Consider the following 22,553-nt stretch of genomic DNA (forward strand, 5'->3'; position numbering starts at 1 on the left):
GCTCAACCCTGCAGCCCCAGAGACCTTATCATATCCTCGATCTGCCGCAGCTTGTCCGGATCGCCGGCGAGCGCGCGCCGGGCGTCGCCGGCCGCGGCTTGCGCCTTATCGCGCTCGCCGAGCACGACGTAGGCCCGCAGCAGCCGCTGCCAGCCTTCGACGTCGTTGCCGTCGGTTTTGAGCTTGTCGGCGAGCCGCGCCACCATGCCGCGGATCATGGCACCGCGGTCCTGCTCGCTCATCTGCGACGCGGCCGCGACCTGCGCCGCGTTCGGCCCCGGCGCCGCGGCGGCGGAAGGCGGCGCACTCGCTGCGACCTGCGGCGGCGTACCGCCGATACGCACGATCGCCGCCTTCACATTGTCTATCCACGGCGCGCCGGCCGGCGCCGCCTTGAGCATGTCATTCCAGATCGCGACGGCCTTCTCTTTATTGCCATCCTGTTCCGCGGCCATGCCGCGATAGAACTGCGCTTTGGGATCGGTCGGATCGAGCTTCGCCGCCTTGTCGAAGGCGGCTTTCGCGTCGTCGGTGACGACGCCGTTGCCGGCCGCGGTCAGCGCCTCGCCAAGATCGCTTTCGCGCGCCGCCGTATCGCCCGCGAGCGCGATCACCTTGCGCCATGCGGCGACGGAATCGTCGAAGCGCCCGATCCGCAAATAGATCGGCGCCAGCACTTCGTAGCCGCGCGCGTCGTTCGGATTGCGCTCGAGATGCGCTTCGACCTGCGAAATCATGGCCGCGATCGAACCGGCCGAATGCACCTGATCGAGCCGGGCGCCGAGCGGCTCGCCGGGCAAATTGGGCGAGCCGAGCGCGAGATAGAGCGCGACGGCGGCGGCCGGCACCAGCATCAGCCCGGCCACGGCGGTCGCCCGCTTGCGCCAGAGCGAGCCCTGCCCGGCGACCGGCTGCTCGGCCTCGTCGGTCGTCGCCGCGGCGATAAGCCGGCGCGACACTTCGATGCGCGCCGCCTCGGCCTCCGCATTGCCGATCAGGCCGGTCTTGCGGTCGCGGGCGATTTCATCGAGCTGATCGCGGTAGACGGCCACTTCGGTGCCGCCGCGAACGCGCGCGCGCCGGGATAATGGCCAAAGGACAGCAAAAATCGCTGCCGCCGTCATCAGCGCAAAGGCGAGCCACAGTGCCATCAAGGGGTCTATCCACCTTGGCCGCGCGGGAGTTCCGGCGGGCCTCAAGGCAGGGCATACATACGCGCAATCATGGCGGCAATGAGCAAAATCAACGAGGTTGGCGGGGATTGGCCGGCGGTCAGGCGCTCAGCGCGACCGGATGCGCCGCGGCGCCGGCCAGAGCCGCGCGGGTCACCGCCGCCGCGTCGGTCGTGAGCGCCGAAAGCCGCCGGGCGAGCGTGCTGCCGACAGGAATGGCGAGCTCGCCGCGCAGCCCCTGCACGGCGGCGTCGATGGCGCGGATGGCGATGATGGCGGTCGCGCCGTCGCTCGCCGCCAGGGCCGCGCCAAGCTGCGCGATCTGGCAATCGAGATCGCCGAGGAGGATGTCGAGCACGACGCCGTAGGGCGTGTCGGCGACCCGCGCGGCGCTGTTGCTGCCGGCCGCGTGCACGGCGAGCCGGACGATTTGCCACGGCGCGGCCATGCGACGCATGAGCACGAGCAGCGCGTAGACGAACACGTCGCGCGGGCGCGCGGCGTTCTCGATCAGCATCGTCAGTACGGGGATGGATTGCGGGGGAAGGTCGTCGATGGTCGCGGGCAGCCGCGCGGAGAGCGCGGAGAGCGCATCGCGTCCGCGCAAGGCCCAGCGCAAGGTCGCGATCTCGTCGGCGGCGCGCGGCGTGCCGAGCTGTGCCAGCAGCCGCCGCGGCAGCAACTGGTCATCCGACTCCGCGAAACTGGCGCGGATCACGGCGGCGACACGATCCTGGAAATCGCGCGCCAGGCCTTCGGCACGCGCGACGTCGCCGGCAGCGAGCGCGTCGTCTGTCGCGTCGGAGAATTCGCTGGCTTCGTCGCGCAGCAGATCGCGCGCGACCCAGCGCCACAACTGCGGCAACGACGAACGCGGCAGCCGAAACGGCCGCTCCACGACGTCTTCGACGATGAAGGGCTCGAGCGGCTGGAAGAAGAGCCGCGCCGGCGCGTCGAGGTCGAACGGATCGAGGCGGCACAGCTCGTCGAGGATCACGGCGGCTTCGCTGCTCGCGGCGCGGGCGAGCTGCTGCCGCAGCTCCACTCGCGCCTGCGGGCTCAGCGCCAGCAGATACTGCCGCAGCCGAACCGCGTTGCTCGCGCCCGACATTCCTCACCCCTTTTCCCGACGGAACTCATAGCGTCGGGCGGGTGAAGAGACGGTTAAGGATACCGGGCGGTTAACGTGCGCCTTAGCTGAGCGGCGTCCAGCTGCCGTCGGGATTGCGGCAGGCGGTGCCGCGCGCCGTCTGCGGCCGGCCGTCGATATAAATGGTCTCGGTATAGGCGCGGCAGTTGCGGCCGGCGTCGACATAGGCCGGGCCCGGCACCACCGAGCCGTAGCGGCCCGTGTCCGGGTTGCGCCACGACACCGGAGCGCCAGACTGGCCGCGATCGAGCGCGTTCATCTCCGCCTCGTAGGCGAGCTTCTTGTCCTGGTCGTCGAGCGAGGCGCCGATGCGGTTGCCGATCAGGGCGCCGACGCCGGCGCCGATCAGCGCGCCGGCCACGTGACCGCCCGCGCCGCCGCCGAACTGCGATCCGATCGCCGCACCGCCGAGCGCGCCGAGCAGCGTGCCGGTGTTCTCCTTCGGCCCCGGTCCCATGCCATCCGGGCTGCCAGCGCAGGCGGCGAGCGAGCCAGCCAGACCAATGATGGCGATGTATTTAGCAACGGACATGTCGACCCCCGGACAATCGGACAGGAAATGCGAATCCGCCGGACGGCGGACGCTACGGAAGCCTATCGGAAGGGGATGATTGGGGCAAAACAGCGGCCTGAGAAAGCAACCATGGCGGCGCAATGGCGTTGTTCCGCGCGGTTGAATGGTGCGGAGCACAAGGGTGTTGAAGGTCTACGGCCTGGAGGATGGCAATCTTACCGAAAGCAGCGACAGCGCCGGTGACCTGCGCGCGGCGCAGTGGATCGATCTGTCCGACGCCAGCGACGACGAAAAACGCCGTGTCGAAAACGCCCTCGAGATCGAACTCAGCCCCGTTAACGACTACGAGCCGTTCCAGGTCTCCAGTCATTTCATGGCCACCGAGCGCCAGCTGACGATGACCGGCCTGCTGTTGATGCTCCCCGAGAGTGGCGATCCGCATCTGCTCAAGGTCACCTTCATCCGGGCCGAAGGCGTGCTGGTGACCGTGACCGACGGGAGCGCCCAGGGACTCTCCGTGCTGGTCAAGGAATGCGAGAACTGCACGCACGGCTCCGGCCGCGATGACGTCTTCGCCGCCATTCTCGACATGATCGTCGATCACACCGACAACATTCTCGACAAGGTCGGCCATGACCTCGACCGCATCAACATGATGGTTTTTCAGCATCGCGCGACCAACCAGCGTCGCCGCCTGCTGGAAGGCTCACCACGGCTGCGCAACCGTCAGCTCGAGCGTGTGCTCACCGAGCTTGGGCCGCGGCGCGAGATCCTGGTCAAGCTCCGGCGCAGCGTCCTGAGCTTCCGCCGGCTGGTGGCGTTCTTGCGTGAGCAGGACGTGGCCAAGAGCCTCATCGTCAAGCTCGACACATTCGAGCGCGATTTGAGATCGATCGCCGAGGCCGAGACCGATCTGTCGGCGACCGCGGGCTTCCTGCTCGACGGCATCGTCGGCTACATCGGCCTGCTGCAGAACAAGGTGATGAACGTGCTGACCCTCGTCGGCATCATCCTGACACCGCCGATGGTGATCGCCGGCATCTACGGCATGAATTTCAAAATCATGCCGGAACTGCAATGGACCTACGGCTATCCGTTCGCCCTCGGCCTCATGGTGGTGACGACGCTGGCAACGTATCTGTTCGTCCGCATTCGCGGGCTCTAGCCGGCCGGCAGCAGGAGCTCGGCGCGCAGGCCTCCGATCGGCGCCTGGCCGAGCTTGAGCTCGCCGCCATAGAGGTTGACCAGCTCGGTGACGATGGAGAGGCCAAGGCCGGACCCGGGCTTCGACTCATCGAGGCGCTGGCCGCGCTTGGCGACCTGCTCGCGCTCGACCGCCGACAGGCCGGCACCGTCGTCGTCGACGACCACGTGGAGCAGCCCCTCGCCGCCTTCGGCCGTGCCTGTGACCGAGACAAGGACGCGCGAGGTCGCCCATTTGCAGGCATTGTCGACCAGATTGCCGATCATCTCCTCGAGATCGGGCCGTTCGCCGCGGAATTTCGCCTGCGGGTCGGCGCGCACCTCGACGGCCACGCCCTTGTCGCGATGGATCTTCTCCATGGTGCGGGCGAGCGCGATGACGACCGGCTCGATCTCGGTGACGCTGCCGACCACCGTCAGGCGCGCCGCCAGCCGCGCGCGTTCGAGATGCCGCGCGACCTGATCGCGCATGATCTCGGCCTGCTCGCGCACCTTGCCGGCGAAGGCGTCGTCGCCATGTGCGGCGGCCTCGTTGACCATCACCGACAGAGGCGTCTTGAGCGCATGCGCGAGATTGCCGACGTGCATGCGCGCGCGCTCGACGATCTCGCGATTGGCCTCGATCAGCGCGTTGGTCTCGCGCGCGAGCGGCGCGATCTCGACGGGAAAGTCGCCTTCCAGGCGTTCGGTGGTGCCGGCGCGGATCGCGGCGAGGCTGGTGGTGATGCGCTTGAGCGGCGCCAGGCCGAATCGCACCTGAAACATCGTCGTCAGCAGCAGCACGACCGCGAGCAGCACGAAGGTGACGGTGAGCGCCTGGTCGAAGGAGCGCGTCTCGTCATTGATCTCGGCGGCGTCGCCGGCGACGGCGACGAGGTAATGCCCTTCGTCGCCGAGATCGATCGTGCGCTCGAGCAGGCGCAGACGCTGGTCGCTGGGGCCCGAGACATAGCCCTCGCGCGAGCCGTCGGCGCCCGCCGCCACGCGCTGATCCTGGAGATGCGGCAGCCCCCCGTCCCACAGTGAGCGCGATGAGCGGACGTCGTTCTTGCCCGGATCGAGCCGCGTCACCTGCCAGTACCAGCCCGAGAGCGGCAGTTCGAACAGCGGCTCGCCGAGCGATTGCGGGAACTTGTCGCCCGCTTCTTCCGGCGCCGACAAGTCGGCGACGATGGTGCGCAGATAGACGTCGAGACGGCGATCGAACGAATGCTCGACCGCCTGGCGATAGAGCGAGGAGAGGATGAAACCGGTAATGACGAGGATGAAGACCGCCCAGGCCGTGGCGGTGAGGAAGAGACGCAAGGCGAGCGAGTTCGACCGCAGAATGCGCGGCAGCGAACCGAGCCAGCGTCGCGCTTTGCTCATGGTGTCGGCGGGGCGAGCAGATAGCCTAGGCCGCGCACGGTCTGGATGATGTCGACGCCGAGCTTCTTGCGGATGCGGCCGACGAAAACCTCGATCGTGTTGGAGTCGCGGTCGAAGTCCTGATCGTAGAGATGCTCGACGAGTTCGGTGCGCGAGACGACGCGGCCGGCGTGATGCATCAGGTAGGCGAGCAGCCGGTATTCGTGGCTGGTGAGCTTGACCGGATTGCCGTCGACGGCGACGCGGCCGGTGCGCGTGTCGAGGCGCACGGGGCCGCAGTTGAACTCGCTTTTGGCGTGGCCGGCGGAGCGGCGCAGCAGCGCGCGGACCCGCGCCAGCACCTCCTCGAGGTGGAACGGCTTGGCGACGTAGTCGTCGGCGCCGGCGTCGAACCCCTGCACCTTGTCGCTCCAGCGGTCGCGCGCCGTGAGCATCAGCACCGGCATGGCGCGCCCGGTGCGGCGCCAGGATTCGAGCACCGAGATGCCGTCCATCTTCGGCAGGCCGATATCGAGGATCACCGCGTCATAGGGCTCGGACTCGCCGAGATAGTGCCCCTCCTCGCCATCGAAGGCGCGATCGACGACGTAGCCGGCGTCAGTCAGCGCGGCGGCGAGCTGGCGGTTCAGGTCGGGATCGTCCTCGACGACAAGCAGACGCAAAAGTGGGATCTCCGCTCAGCGCTTGTTGACCAGCAGTTCGCCGTTGCCGGCATCGACGCTGGTGCGGATCACTTTGCCATTATGCGCGAGGAGAGTCAGCATGTAGACCAGCTTGCCCTCGTGGCGGCACAACCGGGCGCGGACGACCTCGGCGCGCTTGCCGTGCTCGCGCAGGATCTTGATCGCCTGGCCGAGCGGGATGGCGTGGTGGGAGGCGACCGCGGCGCGCTGTTCGGACTTGGTCAGGCAGGTTCCGGCATGCACGACGACGTGGGCGGCCGGATACGGCGAGGCATCCGCCGCGTCGGCGGGCGCCGCCGGCAGCAGCGCGAGGACAAGTGCGGTCAGGAAGGTGGATAAAGCCGCCATGGGATGGGTGTGTACGAACGCGCCGGTGAACGGCGGCTGAACAAAGCGGCTTAACGTCGCGTGAAATCTATCGCTCGAAGCCTGAAAACGACGCAAAAACGTCAACCGGTTCACGCGGGGATCGCCAGGAATTGATGGGGGCGGCCGCGTCTGCGTAGCCGAGGGCCAGGCCCGAATAGATCATCAGGTTGTCCGGCAGATCAAGGAACGTGCGCATGGTACGATGCCACGACACCCAGGCCTGCTGCGGACAAGTATGCAGGCGGTGGCCGCGCGCAAGGAGCATGACCGTCTGCAGGAGGCCGCCGATGTCGGCCCATTGCGCGACACCGAAGCTGCGGTCAAGCGCGAAGAACAACCCGACCGGCGCGCCGAAGAACTGGAAGTTGCGGGCGTATTGCCGGTAGCGGGCCGGTTTGTCCGCGCGCGGCACGCCGATCGACTGATAAAGCATCTCACCGACGGAGAAGCGGCGCGTGCGATACGGCTCCTCCGTCGGATCGGGATAGATGCGATAGTCGCCGCCCTCGGCCTTCGGCAACTCGTTCATGCGCGGCGCCAGCAATGCCTTTAGCGCCTCGACGCGCGCGCCGGCAATTGCATAGATGCGCCACGGCTGCATGTTGCCGGCCGACGGAGCGCGGCTCGCACGCGCGAGGATGTCGCGCACGATCGCCTCGGGCACCGGCGTCGGCAGGAACGCGCGGCAGGAGTAACGGGAAGCGACGGCGTCGAAGATGTCCATTGCAAAATTTCACCCGACCCGTCGCATGCATCACGCGGCCGACCACTGACCCCATGATTGCGCGTTGCCACCCCAACAGGCACAGTACTCTGGGTCAAGGCTGTCTCAAAACGGCACCCGCATGGCGAAAGCGAGCGAGCACGGGAAAATCATCGCTGCGGCGGCGAAAGCGGCGCTTGCGCCAATTGGATGCGTACGCAAGGGCCAGTCGCGGGTTTGGTATTCGGATCAACGCTATTGGCTGATTGCCGTCGAGTTTCAGCCCAGCGGATGGTCGAAGGGCAGCTACCTTAACATCTTCGTGGCCTGGCTTTGGAAAGAATCATACGGATATGCCATCGCCTACCGTCCTGCCAAGTTCGTGCCGTTTGAGAACGCCGAACAATTTACACCCCAAATCGCACACATGGCTGCCGTCGCGGCACGAGAAGTCCAAAAACAACGGGAGCGATTCAAAACCTTCAATCGAATCTACCAACATCTGCTCTCCGACTCGCACCGCGACGACTGGCCGAAATATAACGCCGCCGTTGCGGCGGGATTGGCCGGAGAAATGCTGACTGCTCGCCGACTCTTCAATGAAATGGCAGCGTGGCAGACGCACGGTTACGGATGGCAGGAAAAACTGAAGGTGGACAGTGCCGCTTTGGCCGAACTGCTCGACGAACCCGCACAGTTTCGCGCCGCCGTCCTCGCGATTATAGAGCGGCGGCGCAATATCATGCGACTCCCGCCAGACCCGCACTGCCTGGATGCGCTCAATCCCACAGAGCTGCCGTGACGCTGCCGAGTATATGACGAAGCCCGGTTATTCCTTTTATTGTGGCACCCCGGTTAACCTGCAGCTCGATGATCGGCACTTCAGATCCTGCCCCCGTGTGATCACGAATTTCTTTAACACGCGTCGAGGTCAAGACCGCTCCACCTGTTTTGACGTCATAAATGGCCTGAATATCTCCCGCCTCATTTCGAAGGAGAATGTCAGTTCGGATGCTTCCGGGGTCGCCGTAATCCGCTGTGTCCTTATCGAAGAAACTCTGCTCCACCTCAACGCCTGGAATCTCCTGTAGCCGCACGCGCACCCCAAAATCGACGTGGACCGCCGTACCGTAGACCTGCGGCGTCCATTCCGGGAGGAAATTCACATCTTGCATCGACCTAGAAAGTGTTTCGCTCAGGCTTTTCGTCACGTTATCGATATTCGATATCCCGGTTAGTGCCCTCGAGTAGTCGATATTGACGAGCGAATTTGGTGTTCTAGGCAATGGGCTCGCTGCCAAGATAGCCGCGCGGCCTCCGACCCTTTGGGACAGTGAGCGACTGGAGACGACGACACGACGAGGCGTCTCACCGCCATTGGTCGAACGTGCAACCCCGCTACCTGCGCCACCGTCCTCCGTCCACTGCCCTCCTTCCCGCTGCCCTGCGGGAACCCGAGCCTGATTGGGATTGAAATTGGCCTTAAAGCGCGCTTCCGCAGATCCCAAAATGCTCAATTGGGCACGACGAACAGCATGCCTCCGCTCAATTGCAGCGAGCTGGCGTGCACGCGCGGGTGAATAGAGCTGGGGGTGAGATGACCTACACGTCAATAAGAGCCGCTTCGCGACCGAGAGCAGTTCGCAATCGCGGAAAAGCTCTTTGCGCAAAAGGTCGGACGAGACGGCTTCCGAACGAGGGGACTTCATTCGCATCTGCCATTATTTAAAATCTTACAACCGCGCTGTGAGCACGCTCGGTAGCCTGTCGGAACCCGCTCACTTGCGTCCGAGGATGCGCGCCACCTTCTCCAGGCTGCGGCCGCCGAAATAGGCGGTCAGCACGATCATCGCCCATTGCCCGACGTCGCCGGACAGAGGCGGCGTCGTGCCGAGACCGAGCACCCGGTCCCACACCACCACCTTCCACGTATAGATGATGAAGGCGGCGGCGAAGAGCGGCCGCGGCAGCGCCGTGTACCAGCGCCCCTGCTCCGCCACGATGATTTGCGCCTCGACCTCGCGCTCGCGTTGTTCGACCGCGAGTTCGCGCGCGGCGAGACCGGCGGCGACCTTCTCGCTCGTATTGTCGGCGGAAAGCTTGGCGCGATAGGCGTCGACCGCGGCCTTGGCGAACGGTCCGCCAAGCAGGTTGCCAAGCCAGCCGAGCAAAGTCGCGAACATGTCAGGCGGCCTTCGCGGTGCGACGGCGAGCAACCTCGGTGATCAGCCCGATCCCGATGATGTAGTAGGGAATCAATTTCGGCTGCAGCGCCTGCTGGATCGCGCCGTTGACGTTCGGATCGGCGGCGAGCGACTGGCCAAGGGCGAGCAGCACGCCGCCGAGCGCGACGACGCGCGCCCACAGGATGGTGATGGAGTTCTTGAACGACGCCTTGATCTTGGCCCACATGGGTCAGTCCTTTCCTTCGAGAACATGGATGAGCAGCAGCGCCGCAAGCGCGCCCGCGACGGCGACCGCGACGATGAGACCGATCGGCAAACCCGCCTGATGCGCAGCGGCGGCGCTCGCACCGGCTGCGGCGGCGGCGCCGCCGGCCTTGATGGACACGACCGGCTTCGGCGCAACGGGTCCTGCCGCTGGCGGCGCGGCCATTTGCAGCGCGGCCGCCTTGACCTCGTCGACCCGACGCCCCCAGCCCGTGCCGAACACGGACCACGTCTTCAGCGACTTGAGGAAGCGCAGCCGTTCGTCGCAAATCGCGACCACCAGCGCGCGCGCGTCGGCGGCTTGGCACGCAGCGACCACCTCGTCGGTGACCGCGCTGCTGTCGTCAGGCAAACGCAGCATGCGGCGCAGCACCTTGCCGGAGCGGCCGATGCCGGAATTCACGCCATAATCGAACACGGCGTAATCGACGCCGGCCGGAAGATCGTCGCAGCGTTGCGCGTCCCAGTAGCGCTTGCGATAGATGCGCTTCGCGTCCTCGACCGACATGGCGCGCACGTCGCCGGCCGTCGCGTCTGCCTTGGCATAGCGGCGATAGTCGGCGATGGTGATGCCGAAATTGGTCGGTCCGCCCGGGTCGTCTGGGTGGTTGGTGTATCCGCCCTCGTGCGCCAGAAGGCACGCAAGCGACCGCGCATAGCTGGCGACAGCCATGGTCGTTCTCCACCGGATCTCTGGATGAATGTGAACCGCGGTCAGGCCAATCCCGCGACCGCCTGCAGATACGGATGCAATGCGCCGTAGAGCGCGTTGACGTCGCTGCTGCTCAGCCCTGCGCCGAAACCGCCGCAGTAGACCGTGCCGGTGTAGTAATGCGCGCTCTGACCGACAAAAAACGCGATCTTCTTGTTGGCGAGCGCCGTGGACGCCGCCGTTACGTTCGCAATCAGTGTGCCAGCGCCCTTGTAAGCGGCATACCCGCTGCCGGCTGTTCGCGAGAGGGCGCGCAAGCCGCTGCCGTCGGTTTGACCCGTGGCGATGGCGCTCTCGGTGCTCTCACCGAGATTGCCGTACATCGTGTTGTCGACGTACCGCGGGTATATTTCGGCCGGATTACTGTTCGTGTCCGTGGCGTTGCCGATGGTGGCGCCGGCAATGCCGGCGACCAACGATCCCCACGCGAAAGCGCTGGCGCTGTTCTGCTGGAACTGGCCTCCGGCGGTCGAGGGATTGAAATTGCTGTCGACGTATTTCCCCGTCGCGCCGGTGAAGCCCTGATCGGTGGTGAAAGTCGGCGTGCCGACCGCGGTTGCGCCGAAACTTGCCGATACCAGGTTCGTGAGTGCCGTCGCCTGATCGGCCGCGGCGAACATGTAGAGCGTATCGAGCTTGCTCCACACGTCGGCGCTCACGAGCGCGGAGATCATCGTGTTGTAGAGCGCCTTGCGCGCGGCGCTTGGCTGGCTCGCGAGCCTCTGAAAGAAGGCGGACGCCTGCGCGCAGTAGATCGGGGCGCCAAGAACGCCCCTGTTCGCGGGCATGGCGATGCCATAGGCGACGGAGGTCATGGAGCGACGTCTCCCGAGATGACCCACGCGGCGGCCGAGCCGCCGCTATTGCTGTCGACGGTCAACGACACCTCCGACCATTGGCCGGCGGTCCTCAGGTAGCCGGTGCGTGAGTGCAGCGCCGCTCCGGCGGCCGCGGCGAACGTCACCTGCCCGGCACCGGCCTGGCAGAGCAGAAATGAAAATCCCTGCTCGCGGTCGTTCGGCAAGGTCACCGTGACGGCGCTCGCATTCGTCGTGCGCTTGCGCTTGCCGAGATCGCCGGCGACCACAGTGTACGCGGTCCCGGCGACGTCCTCCGTGGTGACATCGGCGGCGAGCGGGCCGGCGACGCCTTGCGGTCCCTGCGGCCCCGTATTGCCGGTCGGACCGGCCGGACCCTGGGGTCCGGCGACGCCGGCGGGTCCCTGCGGACCGGCTGGGCCCTGCGGCCCTGACGGACCTTGCGGTCCCGCCGGGCCCTGCGCGGTGATGCGGATGGTGCGGATCGGATCGGTCATGGTGCGATCACCAGGATGGGAATGATGAGCAGCGTCGACCGGCAGCCGAGCGTGTCGATGATCGGGATCACCGCGCGCGCGCGCTGACCGTCGGGCACGTTGATGGTGTCGGCCCGCGCCACCGTGACGGTGAACTGGCCCGCAGCGCCGACAACCAGCCGGCCGTTGACGGTCGTGAGAGGCAGCGCACCGCCGCGCCACGACAGCGCGGCGCCGTCGAACGTGCAGCCGGTGAGATCGACCGGCACGTCGTTGTCGCCGATGAGCGCGAGCGGCCACACCCAGTCGTCGCCGCGGGTTTCGGTGATCGGTTCGGTTTCGATGGCGGGTTGCATGGAGAGCTCCGTTCGTCAGGCGCCGGGCGCCGACATTTCGATGAAATAGACGACGAGGCGGACCTTGCCGGCGGTGAAGCTGCCGCCGTTGGCGGTGACGCGCACCCGCGTATCGGCGTAGACGCCGGAAGGGCCGATGACGCCGATATTGGTCGAACCGAGCGCGACGCCGAGCAGATCGCCGAACTGCGTGCTGTTCGAAACGGTGCCAACGCCGTAGGAGGCCGCGCCGGTGATCGCCAAAGTCGTGCGCGAGGCGACGCCGAGCACGATGGCGCGGTTCGGGATGAACGCGGCGTCCGTGGTCTCCACATAGGCGCCGGTGAGCGTCACTTCCTCTTCCTTCGCGCGCAGCGTCACGCGGCCGCCATTGGCGGTGAGCGCAATACCGTCGCGCCAGACACCATCCTCGTAGGTGAGCGTCAGCCGCTCGTCCCTCACCCATGCTTTCAGTCCGGGCACCGGCGCGAGGCGCAGCCAGCCGCCGCCGCTGAAGAGCGCGAGCTGGTTGTCCCAGCCGCTCCAGGCGCCGGTCGCGCTTGCCGCGGGGATATAACAGCCGCCTTCGGCGGGTGAGGCCGGCGGCGCGGCGAGCGAACGGCTTTCGACCGCGAGCTGCGTGAGGCAGTCGAGCAGCGCCAGGGCCTCGTTATGCGTGACGTGCTTTTGCGCCTGCGCGGCTTCGATCACCGGCAGAGACAATCGGGGCGTATCGGTCATGATGGGCTACACTGTGAGTGTGAGATCGGCGGCGAAGCCGCGGCCGACGGTTGCCGAGAACTGCGCGACGCGGATGTGCAGCGCGCCCTGCGGGGTGCCGAAATCGGCGAGTTCATCGGCCGCCGCATAAAATGCCGACGGCGCCGCCGTGCTGAGCGTGCGCACGACGCTGCCGCCGGAGAGAATGTCGAGCGCGTATTGCTCGCTGTCCTCGCCGAGCGGCACTTCGCCCACCCAACTGTCGCCGTCGATGCGCGTGCGCCGAATCCAGGTGAACGTCACGCCGCTGCCATCGCGCCTAGCAGTCACGTGCACCGGCGCGAGCGGCATCAACGCGGTCGCCTGCGGTGTCACCGAGAGGGCGAGCGCGGTCGGATCGCCGTGATCGCGGTTGGCCGCGACCACGCGCAATTGCAAAGTCCGCTCCAGCGCGCCAAGCCCGCTCGCGATCGCCACGAGATTGCCATCGAGCAGCAGGAAGGGCGCGCCGGCGGCCAGCGGCGCGCCTATCGCCCACTCGCTGCCGGCCTGACCGCGCAAGAAGCGCGACAGGAGATAAGTACGGTCGCCGACGAGTTCGGCGTTCGCAAACTGGATGACCTCCCAAGCGCCATCGGTGCGCTGCACCGCGGCGGCATTGCCGCCCGAGAACAGCGCATCGTCCGAGATCGACGACAGCCCGCCGCCATAGAGCTGCACGCGCACGCCGGTGTTGTGCCAACGCGCAGTCGGACCCGCCGGCAGGTCGTCGAGCGTCTCGCCGACGATGCACGGCGCCACGGCAAGCGCGGCGCGGTCGTAGCTCACGCCGTCGGTCAACGACCACACCGCCACCGGTCCGGGCCAGGGATCGGCGAAAGCGGCGAGCCGCGACAGCACCGGCGGGTCCGTAGCGAGCAAGGTGGGCAGATCGAGCGCCAGCGCATGCACCGGGCCGACCGCCGACGGGATACCGGCGACGCGCGGTGGCGCCGGCGGCAACGGGAGGCTGAACACCTCGGGATCGATCGACCGCGCGACGACGGCGCGGTCCTCGGCGTCGGCGATCTGCTGCGCCTCCACGAGACGCCGGCGGCCGTTGATGGTGACGCCGAATATATCGGAAGCGGTGAGCATGAGCCGGCTCGGCGGCACCGCGAAGTCGGTGATCTCGCGCCCGGCCCAGAGGTCCTGCAGCCAGATCTCCGCCCGCCGCTGCATCTGCGCGCCGCCGCTCACGGCCGCGAGATCGGCATGCGCCGTGCGCGCGCTGCCGCCGACCAGGCGCCGCGACGCAACCGTGCCGGCCTGATAGTCCGCGTCGATGTCGGTGAAGCCGATCGTCACCTCGCGCGGCAGATCGGTTTCCTGCGTCCGCGTCAGCCGCGCCGGCGCCGTCTGGTCCGGCAGGACAAGATCGTCTTCGGTCAAGTCCGCAACCGGCGAACCGCCGCGCGCCGCAAAGCGCAAGCGACCCTCGACCTCGCAAGCATCGAAGGCGTAAGCGAGCGCCAGCGGATCGAGCGCGGCGCGCGGCGCCATCGGCCGGTCGACGACATAACCTTGCGGCCCCTCGCCGAGCGCGCTGGTGTCGGCGCCCGCCATGCCGCCGTCCGTGAGGATGGCCGCGACCAGAGCATCGAGCGGCGCGCCGCCGAAGCGGCCGGTGAGCCAATGTCCGGTTTCCCAGTTGCCGGCGTCGCTCCACACGCCGTCTGCCGCCGGAAATACCGGCCAGGGTCGCGCGTCCCAGGTCCACAGATGGACTCCGTCCGGCGCGATCATGCGCCCGCCATACACGGTGGATGTCGGATTGAGCGCGGCAGCACCGAAGTCCGGATCGAGCGCGCCGAGCACGGCTTCGAGATAGCGCCGCTGCATCAGGTCGTCCCGCGTGCCATCGGAATAATAAGGCAGACCCGACTCCGACGACTTCGGATCGGGAAACACGCTCGGCTGATTGGCGCCCTTGTTGACCGCCGGGCAGCCGATCTCCGTCAGCCACACAGGCTTCGATTGCGGCACCCACGCGGTCGGCGCCGCCACCTCGGCGCCGCCGACGCGCTCGTGATGCGGCTGTGACCAGAAATTCCAGATATCTTTCTGCCGGAACAGCCACGGCTTGCCGAGACCGTCGGTGATCGGCGTGCGCATCTGCGCATCGCGCGCCGCGGCGTCGGCATAATACCAGTCGTAGCCTTCGCCGGCGGCGAGATTGCCGGCGAGATAACCGAGCCGGTACGGACTGTCGGTCAGAGCCGTATCGAGTTGCGTGCCGGCGTCGCGCCAGTCGGCGAGCGGCGCGTAGTAATCGATGCCGATGGCATCGATGGCCGACGACGCCCACAATTTGTCGAGCGGGAAGCGCACCTCGTTGGCGCCCGTGTCGACAACATGGCTGCTGTATTCGGTCCAGTCGGCGCCGTAGGTCACCGTCGTGCCGGCACCGACGATCGCTTTCGTCTCGGCGGCGAGCGACACCAGCGCATCGACCGCCGGATAGACGCCTGAGGCGGAGCGTACGCGCGTCAGCGCTTTCAGCTCGGAGCCGATGAGGAAGGCATCCACGCCGCCCGCGTCCGCCGCGAGCGACGCGTAATGCAAAATCATGGTGCGGAAATTCCAGTCGTCGGCGCCGCCGCTGAAGAAGGCGTTCACCTGATCGGCCGCCGCGCTCGTGCCGTCCGGCGAGCCGGCCTGCCCCGGCGCCGGATCGCAGGTGATGCGCCCGCGCCACGGATAGGCCGGCTGCGCCGCCACGCCGGTCCACGGATCGGCAAGCGCATTGCCCGCGGCGATATCCATCATCAGGAACGGATAGAGCGTGACCTTCAGGCCGCGTGCCTTCAGTTCGGCGATGAGATCCCTGACGCTCTGGTCGGAGGGCGTGCCGCCGTAAGCAGGGCGGCCGTCGGCCTGCGACACCACTTGCGCGCTCGTGCGGTCGAGTCCGGCGACGCCCCAGGTCGCACCGAACGTCTGCTTGTTCGCGCTGTCGACCTTCGGCAACACGCGGCATTCTCCCGCGCGCAGATCGGTGCCGAACCAGCTCACGACGACGGCGACGCGTTCGAGATTGGGCGCGACCGCCTGTAAGTCGTCGAGCGCGGCGAGCACATCGGACGCCGTCGTCGTGACGTGTCGGTTCTCCGGCGCCGACTGTCCCGGCCCGAGCGTCTGCACCACGGTCGAAGGTTCGTAGCCGAACTCGGTCGAACCCGGAATCAAAGTGACCGCCTTGCTCATCTGCTCGAGCCGCCCGACCGGCCGCACCACCTCGAACGACAATTGCGGAATGCGGTTGCCGAAATTCTCCAGCGGCAGGCGTTCGAACACGACGTAAGCCAGCCCGCGATAGGCCGGCACGTCGCCGTCCTTGGCGACGATCAGCGGATCGGGCGTCTGGCTCTCGTCACCGGTGTAGGTGCGCACAGTCAGGCCTGAGAGATCGAGCGCCTGGCCGTCGGCCCACACGCGCTGCACCGCGCCGATCGGCCCCTCGCACAGGCCGACCGCGAGATTGGCGAAATAGGAATAGGTCGTCGTCGTCGTGGTGACGCTCGTGCCACCGCCCATGCCGATGCCCTTGCCGCCGCTTCTCGTCGTGTCGCTCGACGTGCTGACGACCTCTTCAAGGTTGGTGGCCCAGATCACCTGCCCCGACAGGCGTGCGCGGCCGTAGACGCGCGGCATCGGCGCCCCTGCCGTCGAGGCCATTACGGTCAGATCGGACAGGCGCGGTCCATCGACGCTGCGCTCGATGCGCGGTGCGAACAGCGCGCGGTCGATTGCGTTGCCGGCCACCGCGCCGACCAGGCGTCCGACAATGGCGCCGGTCGGGCCCAACAATGCGGAGCCCGCCGCCTTGCCGGCGACGGAAAGAACGAGTGCGGCCATGGTGTCTTACTCGACGCCGGGGAAGCGGAAAGCGTAAGCGAGGCGGCGGCGCCACCACGGCGCGATGGCGACCTCGGCCACCGCCGCGCCGTCATGCGCGTGCACCATCAGGTCCGGCGCGGTGACGATGGCGGCGTGCTTCGCCGGCAGATTGGCGCGCCAGCGGAACAACAGCACGTCGCCTTCCTGGAAGGCTTCGCGATCGATGGCGACCAGATGCCGCGCGGCCGCATCGGCCAGCGGTTCGCCCGACGCCGCCTCCGCCCAATCCGGCGCGTAAGGCGGCGCCCGCTCCGGCTCTTCGCCGATCACCGCGCGCCAGATGCCGCGCACAAGACCGAGGCAGTCGCAGCCGACGCCCTTGAGCGAGGCCTGATGCCGGTACGGCGTGCCGATCCAGCGACGCGTCTCGGTGACGATGATGGAGCGCGTTAGCGGCATGACGACCTCGCGTCCCGGGTTTGTTGGCAACGGGCGATAATAGAAAGATGCAACCGGGGTCCCGGATCTGCGGTGCATCGCTATCGCGCTGCACCGCGTCCGGGACGCGGACCCATCAATTCAAACTCGAGCCGTCATTGCCGGGCGCGCCCTGCACCGGATAGCTCATGACGAAGTCGTTGCCCGGGATGTGCGGGAAGCCGCGGAAATTGATGATATTGGCGAAGCGGTCGTGACAGGTCGCGAAGGCCTTGTCGCAGCCGGCGGTGACGACGAAGGCATCGCCTGCCGCGATTGGCTGCGGCATCGCCTGCCAGAGCGAGAACGCGACCGCCGCGCTCTTGCGATGCATCTTCACCTCGACGCTGAGGCCCGCATTGGCGCCGGCCGTAAAGGTCAATTTGCCCGCGGTGAACCAGCCGTCGGCGTAGGCATCGAGCCCGGTCGCCGTGAACGATGAGACCGCCGTCACGGCGGCGACGACGCCGCTGCCGCGATAGGCCGGCAACGTCAGATCGACCTTGCAGCGCCCGTCGCCCAGATCGGCCGAACAGGTTGTGGTGAAGAGCCGCCCCGTCTCCTGCGTCAGCCGGTCGCTCAAGCCGCGCAGCTCGGCGGTGAACACCGGCCCGTCGCGCTTGATCTCGCCGAGCACGCCCTTGGCGAGCAACACGCGCAAGCTCGGCTCGCTCCAGTCGACGAGCCACAGCTCAACGCCGGCGGCGTCGTAGCGCCCGGCCGCGAGATCGTCCTCGTTGAGCGTGTCCGCGGCCAGCGCGCCGCTGATCTCGGAGGAGTCCGACGCAAGCCCAAGCTTCTGCGTCGCCTCGCTTCCCGTCAGGCCGGTGCCCGCGCTGCAGGTGACCGCCCCAACGGCGACGTCCTCGTCGTGGTCGGTGAAGCCCTGCACGACGCCGTCGCCGCGCGTGACGATCCAGCAGCGGCACAGAGTGGTGACGCCGCTGTCGAGCTTGCTTTGCAGGTCAGCAGGGATGGTGCGCATGGTATCGCCTCGCGTGTCCCGGGTTACAAAGAAATGAAGCTGGGTCCCGGATCTGCGGTGCACCGCTCCGCCAGAGCTGCGCGCTGCACCGCGTCCGGGACACAAACGCTACGGCCTGATCTCGATGAGCGGGATTTTCGGAATGGCGCCGGCGGCGAAGGCCGAGAGATCGACCTCCAAATAGTCGCTGTCGAAACGCACCGGCACATCGAACAGGAAGCCGGCCGTGATGCTCGAGCCGCTCGCCGGAATATGCCCGGCGAGGAACGTCACGAGGCCGGTCGTCTCGTCGAGCGAATACGCGGTCCCCTCCACGGCAGCCACGCTATCGACCGCGACCAGCACGCTGCCCGAGACCGGCTTCACGATGGCGCGTTGATACGGTGCGTAGACGCTGCCGTAGGTCTTGGCGAGTTGGAACGTCGCGGTCATGCCGTCGCCGACGCCGATCACCTGGTCGGTGGCGGACACCGCCGTTCCGGCCGCCGCCGAGGCATGATCGAGCCGGTCGCGCCAGCGGAAACCATAGAGCCGCCCGCGCCGTTCCTCGAAGAAGGCGACGACCTGCGACAGCGCGTCGAACGTCTTGACGCCATAGCCGGCATCGTAGCGGCGCCGCGAATGCGCCCAGCGCGCATTGCGCTCCTCGCGCCCGGAGCCGAGCACGACGACATCGGTGCGCCGCTCAGGCCCGCCCGCGCTTTTCAGCGCGATGTCGAGCGGAAACAGGATTTCGTGGAAGGACATGTGTCACCGCCTCGTGTCCCGGGTGCTGCGCAGCATGGAGCGAAGCGAATTGCTGCGCTGCTAACCCGGGACCCCGGTTATCGACAAAGAAGCTGGGCCCCGGATCTGCGCTGCACCGCTATCGCGCTGCACCGCGTCCGGGGCACGAAGCACTCACATCCCGCGTTGGCCGCGTGCGACCGCGCGCGCGATCTGACCGGTGACGTAGGCCTCAGAGCGACGGAAGCTCGATGCATCGGGCGTCGCAATCTGCACGGTGATATTCGGCGCGCCGCTGCCGGCCATGCTGATGCCGAGGCGGCCGTCGCTGCCGCGCGCAAGCGGCACGATCGCTTCCGGTCCCGCTTCGCCGGCGAGGCCGAAGCCGCCGCCTGTCATCGGAAAGTACGTCGGCGCGCCGATGACGCCGCCGGCGGCGAAGGGCTGCACCGCGCTCATCAACGTCATGGTGCTCGGCAGGCCGTTGCCGCTGCCGCCGGACGAGGAGCCGCCGAAAATGCCGCCGATGCCGCTGAACACGTCCTTCAGAGCCGGCTTGAGCGCCTGCGCGGTCGCCATGCTCGACAGCCGCAGCGCCAACGACTTCAGCACGTCGTCGAGTTGCTTGCCGCCGGTGGTGGCCTGCTGGAAGGCCTTGGTCATCGCGCTCGCGAAGGCGGTGGCGCTGATGCCCAGTGCGCTCGTGCTGGTGCGCACCTTGTCGGTCGTCTGCGGCAGCGTGGAAATCACCTCGCTGCTGCCGGAGTCGAGGCTGTCGAAACCGTAACTATCGCTCATCCGGATATCTCCGCATCAAATCGTCGAGGCCCGCGCGACCGAGCGGCGCGGCGATGCGCCCGCGCACCGCCACGATCGCCGCGGCGAGCTCGCGCGGCGTCATGCGCCAGAACGCTTCCGGCGGCAGTTGCAACACGCCGAGGCCGAAGCCGATGGCGTCCTGCCACGGGAACGGCTCGATCATTCGCCGAACGTCGCGTTCATCAGATCGGCGGCGATGCGCACGTAGCCCTGCGCGCCCCCGTCGACTTCCATCGCGGCGACCTCGTCGTCGCTCACGCTCTCGCCGGCACCGCGCAGACCGGCGGCGATGATGCGCACGAGATCGCGCGCCTTCAGCCGGCCGCTGCCGAACCGCTCGGCCAGCGCCACCAGATCGTCGGCGCCGAACGCGTTCTCCAGTTCGGCGAGCGCACCGAGCGTCAGCACCAGCCGGCGCCGCGCGCCGCCGATGTCGGCATCGATCTCGCCGCGATAACGATTGGCCATGTGACAGCCTCGTGTCCCGGGTGCTCCGCAACATGAAATGTTGCGCTGCTAACGCGGGACCCCGGTTTGCAAAGAGGAAGCTGGGTCCCGGCTCTGCGGTGCACCGCTATCGCGCCGCACCGCGTCCGGGACACGCGCTAGATCGCCGTGAACGTCAGCTCGCCGGCCGACTCCATCGAGATCGTGTAGGTCATCTCGCCATTGTGCTCGCCGGCGAATTCCAGCGCCGTGAGCTGGAACAGCCCCTGCACGGTGCCGAAGTCGGGAATGACGATCTGATAGGCGACGATGGTGCCGTCGAAGAAGGTCTGGCGCATCAGCGCGTCGGACGAGGCGTCCTTGAACAGGCCTTGTCCGGTGACCGAGGCGCGCTTGACGCCGGCGCCGTCGAGCAGTTCGCGCCAGCGGTTCGACGACTCGGCATTGGTGATGTCGACGGTCTCGGCGTTGAACGCCAGCCTGCGCGTGCGCAAGCCTGCGACCGTGGTGAATCCCCCTGCCCCGTCGCTGATCTTGACGAGCAGGTCCTTGCCTTTTTGTGCGCTCATGGTGCGGTGGTCCTCTGCTTCGCGTCCCGGGCGCAGCGCGGCATGCAATGACGCGCTGCTGACCCGGGACCCCGGTTAGGTGAAATGAAGGAAGCTGGGTCCCGGATCAGCGGCGCACCGCTCCGCAAGAGCTGCGCGCTGCACCGCGTCCGGGACACGATCACTCACAGCGGCTCGGTCACCGCGCGGAAACGGACGAGCGCGTGATAGGTGCGGCCGTCGGCCTCGCGCCGTACGTCGGCGACGGCGAAGCGCAGATTGATCAGGCGATGATCGGCGAGCGTCAGCGGCGCATCGTCGAGCGCCTGCAACAGCGCGCCGGCGATGAGGTGCGCTTGCGCGTGCCCGCCCTGGCGCGACCAGGCGTGCAGCGTCAGCTGATGCTCCGCGCCGGTATCGGTGCCGGTCGACCAGTCGGCGATGCGGGTCTCGCCGAGCGTGACATAGGGAAAGGCGGCGGCGCGCGGCGGCTCGTCGTAAACCTTGGGTCCACCGAGCAGCGCGGTGAGCGCGGCATCGGCGGCGAGCGCGTCGTGCACGGCGGCACGCAGCGCGGCGGAAGCGGCGGTGGGCATGGGGATCGTCTCTGACTCGTGTCCCGGGCGCAGCGCAGCACGTGCGAAGCGGAGTGCTGCGCTGCAGACCCGGGACCCCGGTTAGGTGAAAGAAAGCTGGCCCCGGCTCTGCGGTGCACCGCTATCGCGCTGCGCCGCGTCCGGGACACGGAGTCAATCCTCGCGCACGTCGGCGTCGATCTCGAGGAAGCGGCGGTCGGCACTGATGCGCGCGGCGAGCACGCGATAGACGATGTCGCCGTCGAGCAGTTGATGCCGCGCCGTGACGTCGTCGCGGCGGCGGATGATGATGCGATAGCGCAGGCGCGCGCCGAGGCTGTCGGCGACGACGTCGGCCGCCATCGCCTGCGGCACGACCTGCGCCCAAATGGACGTGATCGTCGTGTAGGCGCGCGTGACACCGCCGGCGCCGTCGTCCGTCTCGCTCGGCGCCTGCAAGACGAGCCGCCGATTGAGATCGCCCGGCTGCGTCACAGCGACACCATACGATAGGGCGCGATCAGCGCCGCCGCGGTCGCCGGCAGCGCCGCGAGCCGCATGGCGCCGGGAACGATCAGGCCGCGGTTCTCGTACCAGTGCGCGACGAGGATGCGCATCGCCTGGCGCAGCGGCTCGGGCACGTCGTCGGGCGCATCGCCGTAGCCGACCGTAACGTCCAGCTCGATGCCGGCGGCAATGCGTGTCGGCTGCATCAGCGCCCAGGGCATGACGACGAGTTCGCAGGCGCCAGGGTCCGGCACGAAGTGCTGCAGGTCGACCGTGTAGGAATTGTTGACGAGGTCGTAGACCCGCGCCGCAGTCAATTCGCGCAACGGCCCCGGCCGCACCGGAATGCGCCCGTCCGCCGGCCAGCAGTCGAGCGCCAGCCGCCAGCTCTGCGTGATCAGCGCGCGCCGCGTCTGCGTCTCGACCGCGAGCCGCGCCGCCGCGATCAGTGCGGCGATCAGTTCGTCGTCGTCGTGGGCATCGACGCGCAGGAACGCGCGCGCGTCGTCGAGCGCCAGCGGCTCCGCCGCCGGCGCGGTCAAAAGAATGGAGGACATGGGAGTAAACCTGTTCAGCGCGGCGATGGCCGCGACAATTCAGCCTGCGCCTGGAAACGGAGCGGAGTTTTCATTTTCGTCGTCGACCTGCAGCGAGGCGGACGATTCAGGCGCTTCCGGCGGCGAGCTTCTTCATCATCTCCGCCACGACCGCGTCGATACGCGGACGCGCCGCAACAATTTCGCCAACGGTCTTCCTGCCTTGCGCCGGCGTCACAACTTTTGCCGTCTCATGATCAAACATGACACCGTCTGTTGCCGAGGCGTAAGCCGTTGCAGCCATCCAGGCCGCCTGCAGTTCGTCGAAATCGCCACGCCATCGAAGTCCCAACGCAAAGCTCCACCGATGCGGGAAATGGT

Annotated in this window: 28 protein-coding genes and 1 pseudogene; 2 read left to right on the top strand and 27 right to left on the bottom strand. The window is 67.5% G+C overall.

All coding sequences use genetic code 11. The annotated features are described in order from the left end of the window. Nucleotides 1–2: 2 nt before the first annotated feature. The 3 genes from ccmI to VGV41_RS07660 form a co-directional block, all read right to left on the bottom strand. Nucleotides 3–1,151 carry a c-type cytochrome biogenesis protein CcmI gene (gene ccmI / locus VGV41_RS07650; protein WP_326863189.1) on the bottom strand — a complete coding sequence of 383 codons (1,149 nt, stop codon included), beginning with the start codon at nucleotides 1,149–1,151 and terminating at the stop codon, nucleotides 3–5. A gap of 121 nt (nucleotides 1,152–1,272) precedes the next feature. After that, the gene (locus tag VGV41_RS07655) at nucleotides 1,273–2,283 is read right to left on the bottom strand and encodes a hypothetical protein (protein ID WP_326863190.1); all 1,011 of its coding nucleotides are present in this window, start codon (nucleotides 2,281–2,283) and stop codon (nucleotides 1,273–1,275) included. 82 nt (nucleotides 2,284–2,365) lie between these two features. Next, complete coding sequence (locus VGV41_RS07660) at nucleotides 2,366–2,854, bottom strand: RT0821/Lpp0805 family surface protein (RefSeq protein WP_326863191.1); 489 nt, start codon at nucleotides 2,852–2,854, stop codon at nucleotides 2,366–2,368. A 163-nt stretch (nucleotides 2,855–3,017) separates the two neighbouring features. On the opposite strand from VGV41_RS07660, the gene VGV41_RS07665 reads away from it, so the two are divergent. Continuing rightward, entirely contained in the window at nucleotides 3,018–4,001 is a 984-nt protein-coding gene (locus tag VGV41_RS07665) for a CorA family divalent cation transporter (protein WP_326863192.1), read from the top strand. On the opposite strand, the gene VGV41_RS07670 is transcribed toward VGV41_RS07665, so the two are convergent. Genes VGV41_RS07670 through VGV41_RS07685 form a run of 4 tightly spaced genes read right to left on the bottom strand, consistent with a single transcriptional unit; the run spans nucleotide 3,998 to nucleotide 7,183 of the window. Beyond that, a complete protein-coding gene (locus VGV41_RS07670) occupies nucleotides 3,998–5,407 on the bottom strand; it encodes a sensor histidine kinase (protein WP_326863193.1) in 1,410 nt (469 codons plus the stop codon). The genes VGV41_RS07665 and VGV41_RS07670 overlap by 4 nt on opposite strands. Further along, entirely contained in the window at nucleotides 5,404–6,069 is a 666-nt protein-coding gene (locus VGV41_RS07675) for a response regulator transcription factor (RefSeq protein WP_326863194.1), read from the bottom strand. The genes VGV41_RS07670 and VGV41_RS07675 overlap by 4 nt, the downstream gene beginning before the upstream one ends. A 15-nt stretch (nucleotides 6,070–6,084) precedes the next feature. After that, nucleotides 6,085–6,552 carry a hypothetical protein gene (locus VGV41_RS07680; protein WP_326863195.1) on the bottom strand — a complete coding sequence of 156 codons (468 nt, stop codon included), beginning with the start codon at nucleotides 6,550–6,552 and terminating at the stop codon, nucleotides 6,085–6,087. After that, the gene (locus VGV41_RS07685; RefSeq protein ID WP_326863196.1) at nucleotides 6,506–7,183 is read right to left on the bottom strand and encodes a nitroreductase; all 678 of its coding nucleotides are present in this window, start codon (nucleotides 7,181–7,183) and stop codon (nucleotides 6,506–6,508) included. Before VGV41_RS07685 ends, VGV41_RS07680 begins: the two co-directional genes overlap by 47 nt. 121 nt (nucleotides 7,184–7,304) lie before the next feature. Here VGV41_RS07685 and VGV41_RS07690 point away from each other — a divergent pair, with 121 nt between their 5' ends. Then, a complete protein-coding gene (locus VGV41_RS07690; RefSeq protein ID WP_326863198.1) occupies nucleotides 7,305–7,964 on the top strand; it encodes a hypothetical protein in 660 nt (219 codons plus the stop codon). On the opposite strand, the gene VGV41_RS07695 is transcribed toward VGV41_RS07690, so the two are convergent. The 20 genes and pseudogenes from VGV41_RS07695 to VGV41_RS07790 form a co-directional block, all read right to left on the bottom strand. Next, nucleotides 7,942–8,373 (bottom strand): hypothetical protein, encoded by a 432-nt coding sequence (locus VGV41_RS07695; protein WP_326863199.1) that lies wholly within the window; start codon nucleotides 8,371–8,373, stop codon nucleotides 7,942–7,944. The genes VGV41_RS07690 and VGV41_RS07695 overlap by 23 nt on opposite strands. A 567-nt stretch (nucleotides 8,374–8,940) precedes the next feature. Then, complete coding sequence (locus tag VGV41_RS07700; RefSeq protein ID WP_326863200.1) at nucleotides 8,941–9,345, bottom strand: hypothetical protein; 405 nt, start codon at nucleotides 9,343–9,345, stop codon at nucleotides 8,941–8,943. Between the two features lies 1 nt (nucleotide 9,346). After that, complete coding sequence (locus tag VGV41_RS07705; RefSeq protein ID WP_326863202.1) at nucleotides 9,347–9,574, bottom strand: hypothetical protein; 228 nt, start codon at nucleotides 9,572–9,574, stop codon at nucleotides 9,347–9,349. A gap of 3 nt (nucleotides 9,575–9,577) precedes the next feature. Beyond that, nucleotides 9,578–10,285, bottom strand: coding sequence for a glycoside hydrolase family 108 protein (locus tag VGV41_RS07710; RefSeq protein ID WP_326863203.1), 708 nt, complete (start codon nucleotides 10,283–10,285; stop codon nucleotides 9,578–9,580). A gap of 41 nt (nucleotides 10,286–10,326) precedes the next feature. Continuing rightward, nucleotides 10,327–11,139, bottom strand: a complete 813-nt coding sequence (locus VGV41_RS07715) for a hypothetical protein (RefSeq protein WP_326863204.1) — start codon at nucleotides 11,137–11,139, stop codon at nucleotides 10,327–10,329. Beyond that, the gene (locus VGV41_RS07720) at nucleotides 11,136–11,639 is read right to left on the bottom strand and encodes a hypothetical protein (protein ID WP_326863205.1); all 504 of its coding nucleotides are present in this window, start codon (nucleotides 11,637–11,639) and stop codon (nucleotides 11,136–11,138) included. The genes VGV41_RS07715 and VGV41_RS07720 overlap by 4 nt, the downstream gene beginning before the upstream one ends. Then, the gene (locus tag VGV41_RS07725; RefSeq protein ID WP_326863206.1) at nucleotides 11,636–11,974 is read right to left on the bottom strand and encodes a hypothetical protein; all 339 of its coding nucleotides are present in this window, start codon (nucleotides 11,972–11,974) and stop codon (nucleotides 11,636–11,638) included. The genes VGV41_RS07720 and VGV41_RS07725 overlap by 4 nt, the downstream gene beginning before the upstream one ends. A 15-nt stretch (nucleotides 11,975–11,989) precedes the next feature. Next, on the bottom strand, nucleotides 11,990–12,694 hold the full coding sequence (locus tag VGV41_RS07730) for a DUF2793 domain-containing protein (RefSeq protein WP_326863208.1): 705 nt from the start codon (nucleotides 12,692–12,694) through the stop codon (nucleotides 11,990–11,992). Between the two features lie 6 nt (nucleotides 12,695–12,700). Further along, nucleotides 12,701–16,570 carry a baseplate multidomain protein megatron gene (locus VGV41_RS07735; RefSeq protein ID WP_326863211.1) on the bottom strand — a complete coding sequence of 1,290 codons (3,870 nt, stop codon included), beginning with the start codon at nucleotides 16,568–16,570 and terminating at the stop codon, nucleotides 12,701–12,703. Between the two features lie 6 nt (nucleotides 16,571–16,576). Further along, complete coding sequence (locus VGV41_RS07740) at nucleotides 16,577–17,011, bottom strand: NlpC/P60 family protein (protein ID WP_326863213.1); 435 nt, start codon at nucleotides 17,009–17,011, stop codon at nucleotides 16,577–16,579. Between the two features lie 115 nt (nucleotides 17,012–17,126). Beyond that, entirely contained in the window at nucleotides 17,127–18,014 is an 888-nt protein-coding gene (locus tag VGV41_RS07745) for a DUF2163 domain-containing protein (RefSeq protein WP_326863214.1), read from the bottom strand. A 108-nt stretch (nucleotides 18,015–18,122) separates the two neighbouring features. Next, a complete protein-coding gene (locus tag VGV41_RS07750; RefSeq protein WP_326863215.1) occupies nucleotides 18,123–18,761 on the bottom strand; it encodes a DUF2460 domain-containing protein in 639 nt (212 codons plus the stop codon). 153 nt (nucleotides 18,762–18,914) lie between these two features. Beyond that, the gene (locus VGV41_RS07755) at nucleotides 18,915–19,538 is read right to left on the bottom strand and encodes a phage tail tape measure protein (RefSeq protein ID WP_326863216.1); all 624 of its coding nucleotides are present in this window, start codon (nucleotides 19,536–19,538) and stop codon (nucleotides 18,915–18,917) included. Then, complete coding sequence (locus VGV41_RS07760) at nucleotides 19,528–19,719, bottom strand: rcc01693 family protein (RefSeq protein WP_326863228.1); 192 nt, start codon at nucleotides 19,717–19,719, stop codon at nucleotides 19,528–19,530. The genes VGV41_RS07755 and VGV41_RS07760 overlap by 11 nt, the downstream gene beginning before the upstream one ends. Continuing rightward, entirely contained in the window at nucleotides 19,719–20,027 is a 309-nt protein-coding gene (locus VGV41_RS07765; RefSeq protein ID WP_326863218.1) for a gene transfer agent family protein, read from the bottom strand. Before VGV41_RS07765 ends, VGV41_RS07760 begins: the two co-directional genes overlap by 1 nt. Before the next feature lie 137 nt (nucleotides 20,028–20,164). Further along, nucleotides 20,165–20,575, bottom strand: a complete 411-nt coding sequence (locus tag VGV41_RS07770) for a phage major tail protein, TP901-1 family (RefSeq protein ID WP_326863220.1) — start codon at nucleotides 20,573–20,575, stop codon at nucleotides 20,165–20,167. 164 nt (nucleotides 20,576–20,739) lie between these two features. After that, on the bottom strand, nucleotides 20,740–21,150 hold the full coding sequence (locus VGV41_RS07775) for a DUF3168 domain-containing protein (protein ID WP_326863222.1): 411 nt from the start codon (nucleotides 21,148–21,150) through the stop codon (nucleotides 20,740–20,742). Between the two features lie 153 nt (nucleotides 21,151–21,303). Then, nucleotides 21,304–21,624 (bottom strand): phage head closure protein, encoded by a 321-nt coding sequence (locus VGV41_RS07780; protein WP_326863223.1) that lies wholly within the window; start codon nucleotides 21,622–21,624, stop codon nucleotides 21,304–21,306. Further along, nucleotides 21,621–22,193, bottom strand: coding sequence for a head-tail connector protein (locus VGV41_RS07785; RefSeq protein ID WP_326863224.1), 573 nt, complete (start codon nucleotides 22,191–22,193; stop codon nucleotides 21,621–21,623). The genes VGV41_RS07780 and VGV41_RS07785 overlap by 4 nt, the downstream gene beginning before the upstream one ends. Nucleotides 22,194–22,299: 106 nt before the next feature. Beyond that, nucleotides 22,300–22,553 (bottom strand): annotated as a pseudogene (locus VGV41_RS07790) (hypothetical protein); the annotation flags it as partial.

It is taken from the genome of Pseudolabrys sp. (assembly GCF_035943735.1).
Taxonomy (GTDB): domain Bacteria; phylum Pseudomonadota; class Alphaproteobacteria; order Rhizobiales; family Xanthobacteraceae; genus Pseudolabrys.

Bases quoted from the DNA above. Each gene is read 5' to 3' on its own strand.
- VGV41_RS07755 (WP_326863216.1), bottom strand. From the start codon at position 19,538: ATGAGCGATAGTTACGGTTTCGACAGCCTCGACTCCGGCAGCAGCGAG.
- VGV41_RS07750 (WP_326863215.1), bottom strand. From the start codon at position 18,761: ATGTCCTTCCACGAAATCCTGTTTCCGCTCGACATCGCGCTGAAAAGC.
- VGV41_RS07785 (WP_326863224.1), bottom strand. From the start codon at position 22,193: ATGTCCTCCATTCTTTTGACCGCGCCGGCGGCGGAGCCGCTGGCGCTC.
- VGV41_RS07765 (WP_326863218.1), bottom strand. From the start codon at position 20,027: ATGGCCAATCGTTATCGCGGCGAGATCGATGCCGACATCGGCGGCGCG.
- VGV41_RS07725 (WP_326863206.1), bottom strand. From the start codon at position 11,974: ATGCAACCCGCCATCGAAACCGAACCGATCACCGAAACCCGCGGCGAC.
- VGV41_RS07655 (WP_326863190.1), bottom strand. From the start codon at position 2,283: ATGTCGGGCGCGAGCAACGCGGTTCGGCTGCGGCAGTATCTGCTGGCG.
- VGV41_RS07715 (WP_326863204.1), bottom strand. From the start codon at position 11,139: ATGACCTCCGTCGCCTATGGCATCGCCATGCCCGCGAACAGGGGCGTT.
- VGV41_RS07775 (WP_326863222.1), bottom strand. From the start codon at position 21,150: ATGCCCACCGCCGCTTCCGCCGCGCTGCGTGCCGCCGTGCACGACGCG.
- VGV41_RS07705 (WP_326863202.1), bottom strand. From the start codon at position 9,574: ATGTGGGCCAAGATCAAGGCGTCGTTCAAGAACTCCATCACCATCCTG.
- ccmI (WP_326863189.1), bottom strand. From the start codon at position 1,151: ATGGCACTGTGGCTCGCCTTTGCGCTGATGACGGCGGCAGCGATTTTT.
- VGV41_RS07740 (WP_326863213.1), bottom strand. From the start codon at position 17,011: ATGCCGCTAACGCGCTCCATCATCGTCACCGAGACGCGTCGCTGGATC.
- VGV41_RS07660 (WP_326863191.1), bottom strand. From the start codon at position 2,854: ATGTCCGTTGCTAAATACATCGCCATCATTGGTCTGGCTGGCTCGCTC.
- VGV41_RS07745 (WP_326863214.1), bottom strand. From the start codon at position 18,014: ATGCGCACCATCCCTGCTGACCTGCAAAGCAAGCTCGACAGCGGCGTC.
- VGV41_RS07690 (WP_326863198.1), top strand. From the start codon at position 7,305: ATGGCGAAAGCGAGCGAGCACGGGAAAATCATCGCTGCGGCGGCGAAA.
- VGV41_RS07700 (WP_326863200.1), bottom strand. From the start codon at position 9,345: ATGTTCGCGACTTTGCTCGGCTGGCTTGGCAACCTGCTTGGCGGACCG.
- VGV41_RS07730 (WP_326863208.1), bottom strand. From the start codon at position 12,694: ATGACCGATACGCCCCGATTGTCTCTGCCGGTGATCGAAGCCGCGCAG.
- VGV41_RS07735 (WP_326863211.1), bottom strand. From the start codon at position 16,570: ATGGCCGCACTCGTTCTTTCCGTCGCCGGCAAGGCGGCGGGCTCCGCA.
- VGV41_RS07670 (WP_326863193.1), bottom strand. From the start codon at position 5,407: ATGAGCAAAGCGCGACGCTGGCTCGGTTCGCTGCCGCGCATTCTGCGG.
- VGV41_RS07710 (WP_326863203.1), bottom strand. From the start codon at position 10,285: ATGGCTGTCGCCAGCTATGCGCGGTCGCTTGCGTGCCTTCTGGCGCAC.
- VGV41_RS07685 (WP_326863196.1), bottom strand. From the start codon at position 7,183: ATGGACATCTTCGACGCCGTCGCTTCCCGTTACTCCTGCCGCGCGTTC.
- VGV41_RS07720 (WP_326863205.1), bottom strand. From the start codon at position 11,639: ATGACCGATCCGATCCGCACCATCCGCATCACCGCGCAGGGCCCGGCG.
- VGV41_RS07770 (WP_326863220.1), bottom strand. From the start codon at position 20,575: ATGAGCGCACAAAAAGGCAAGGACCTGCTCGTCAAGATCAGCGACGGG.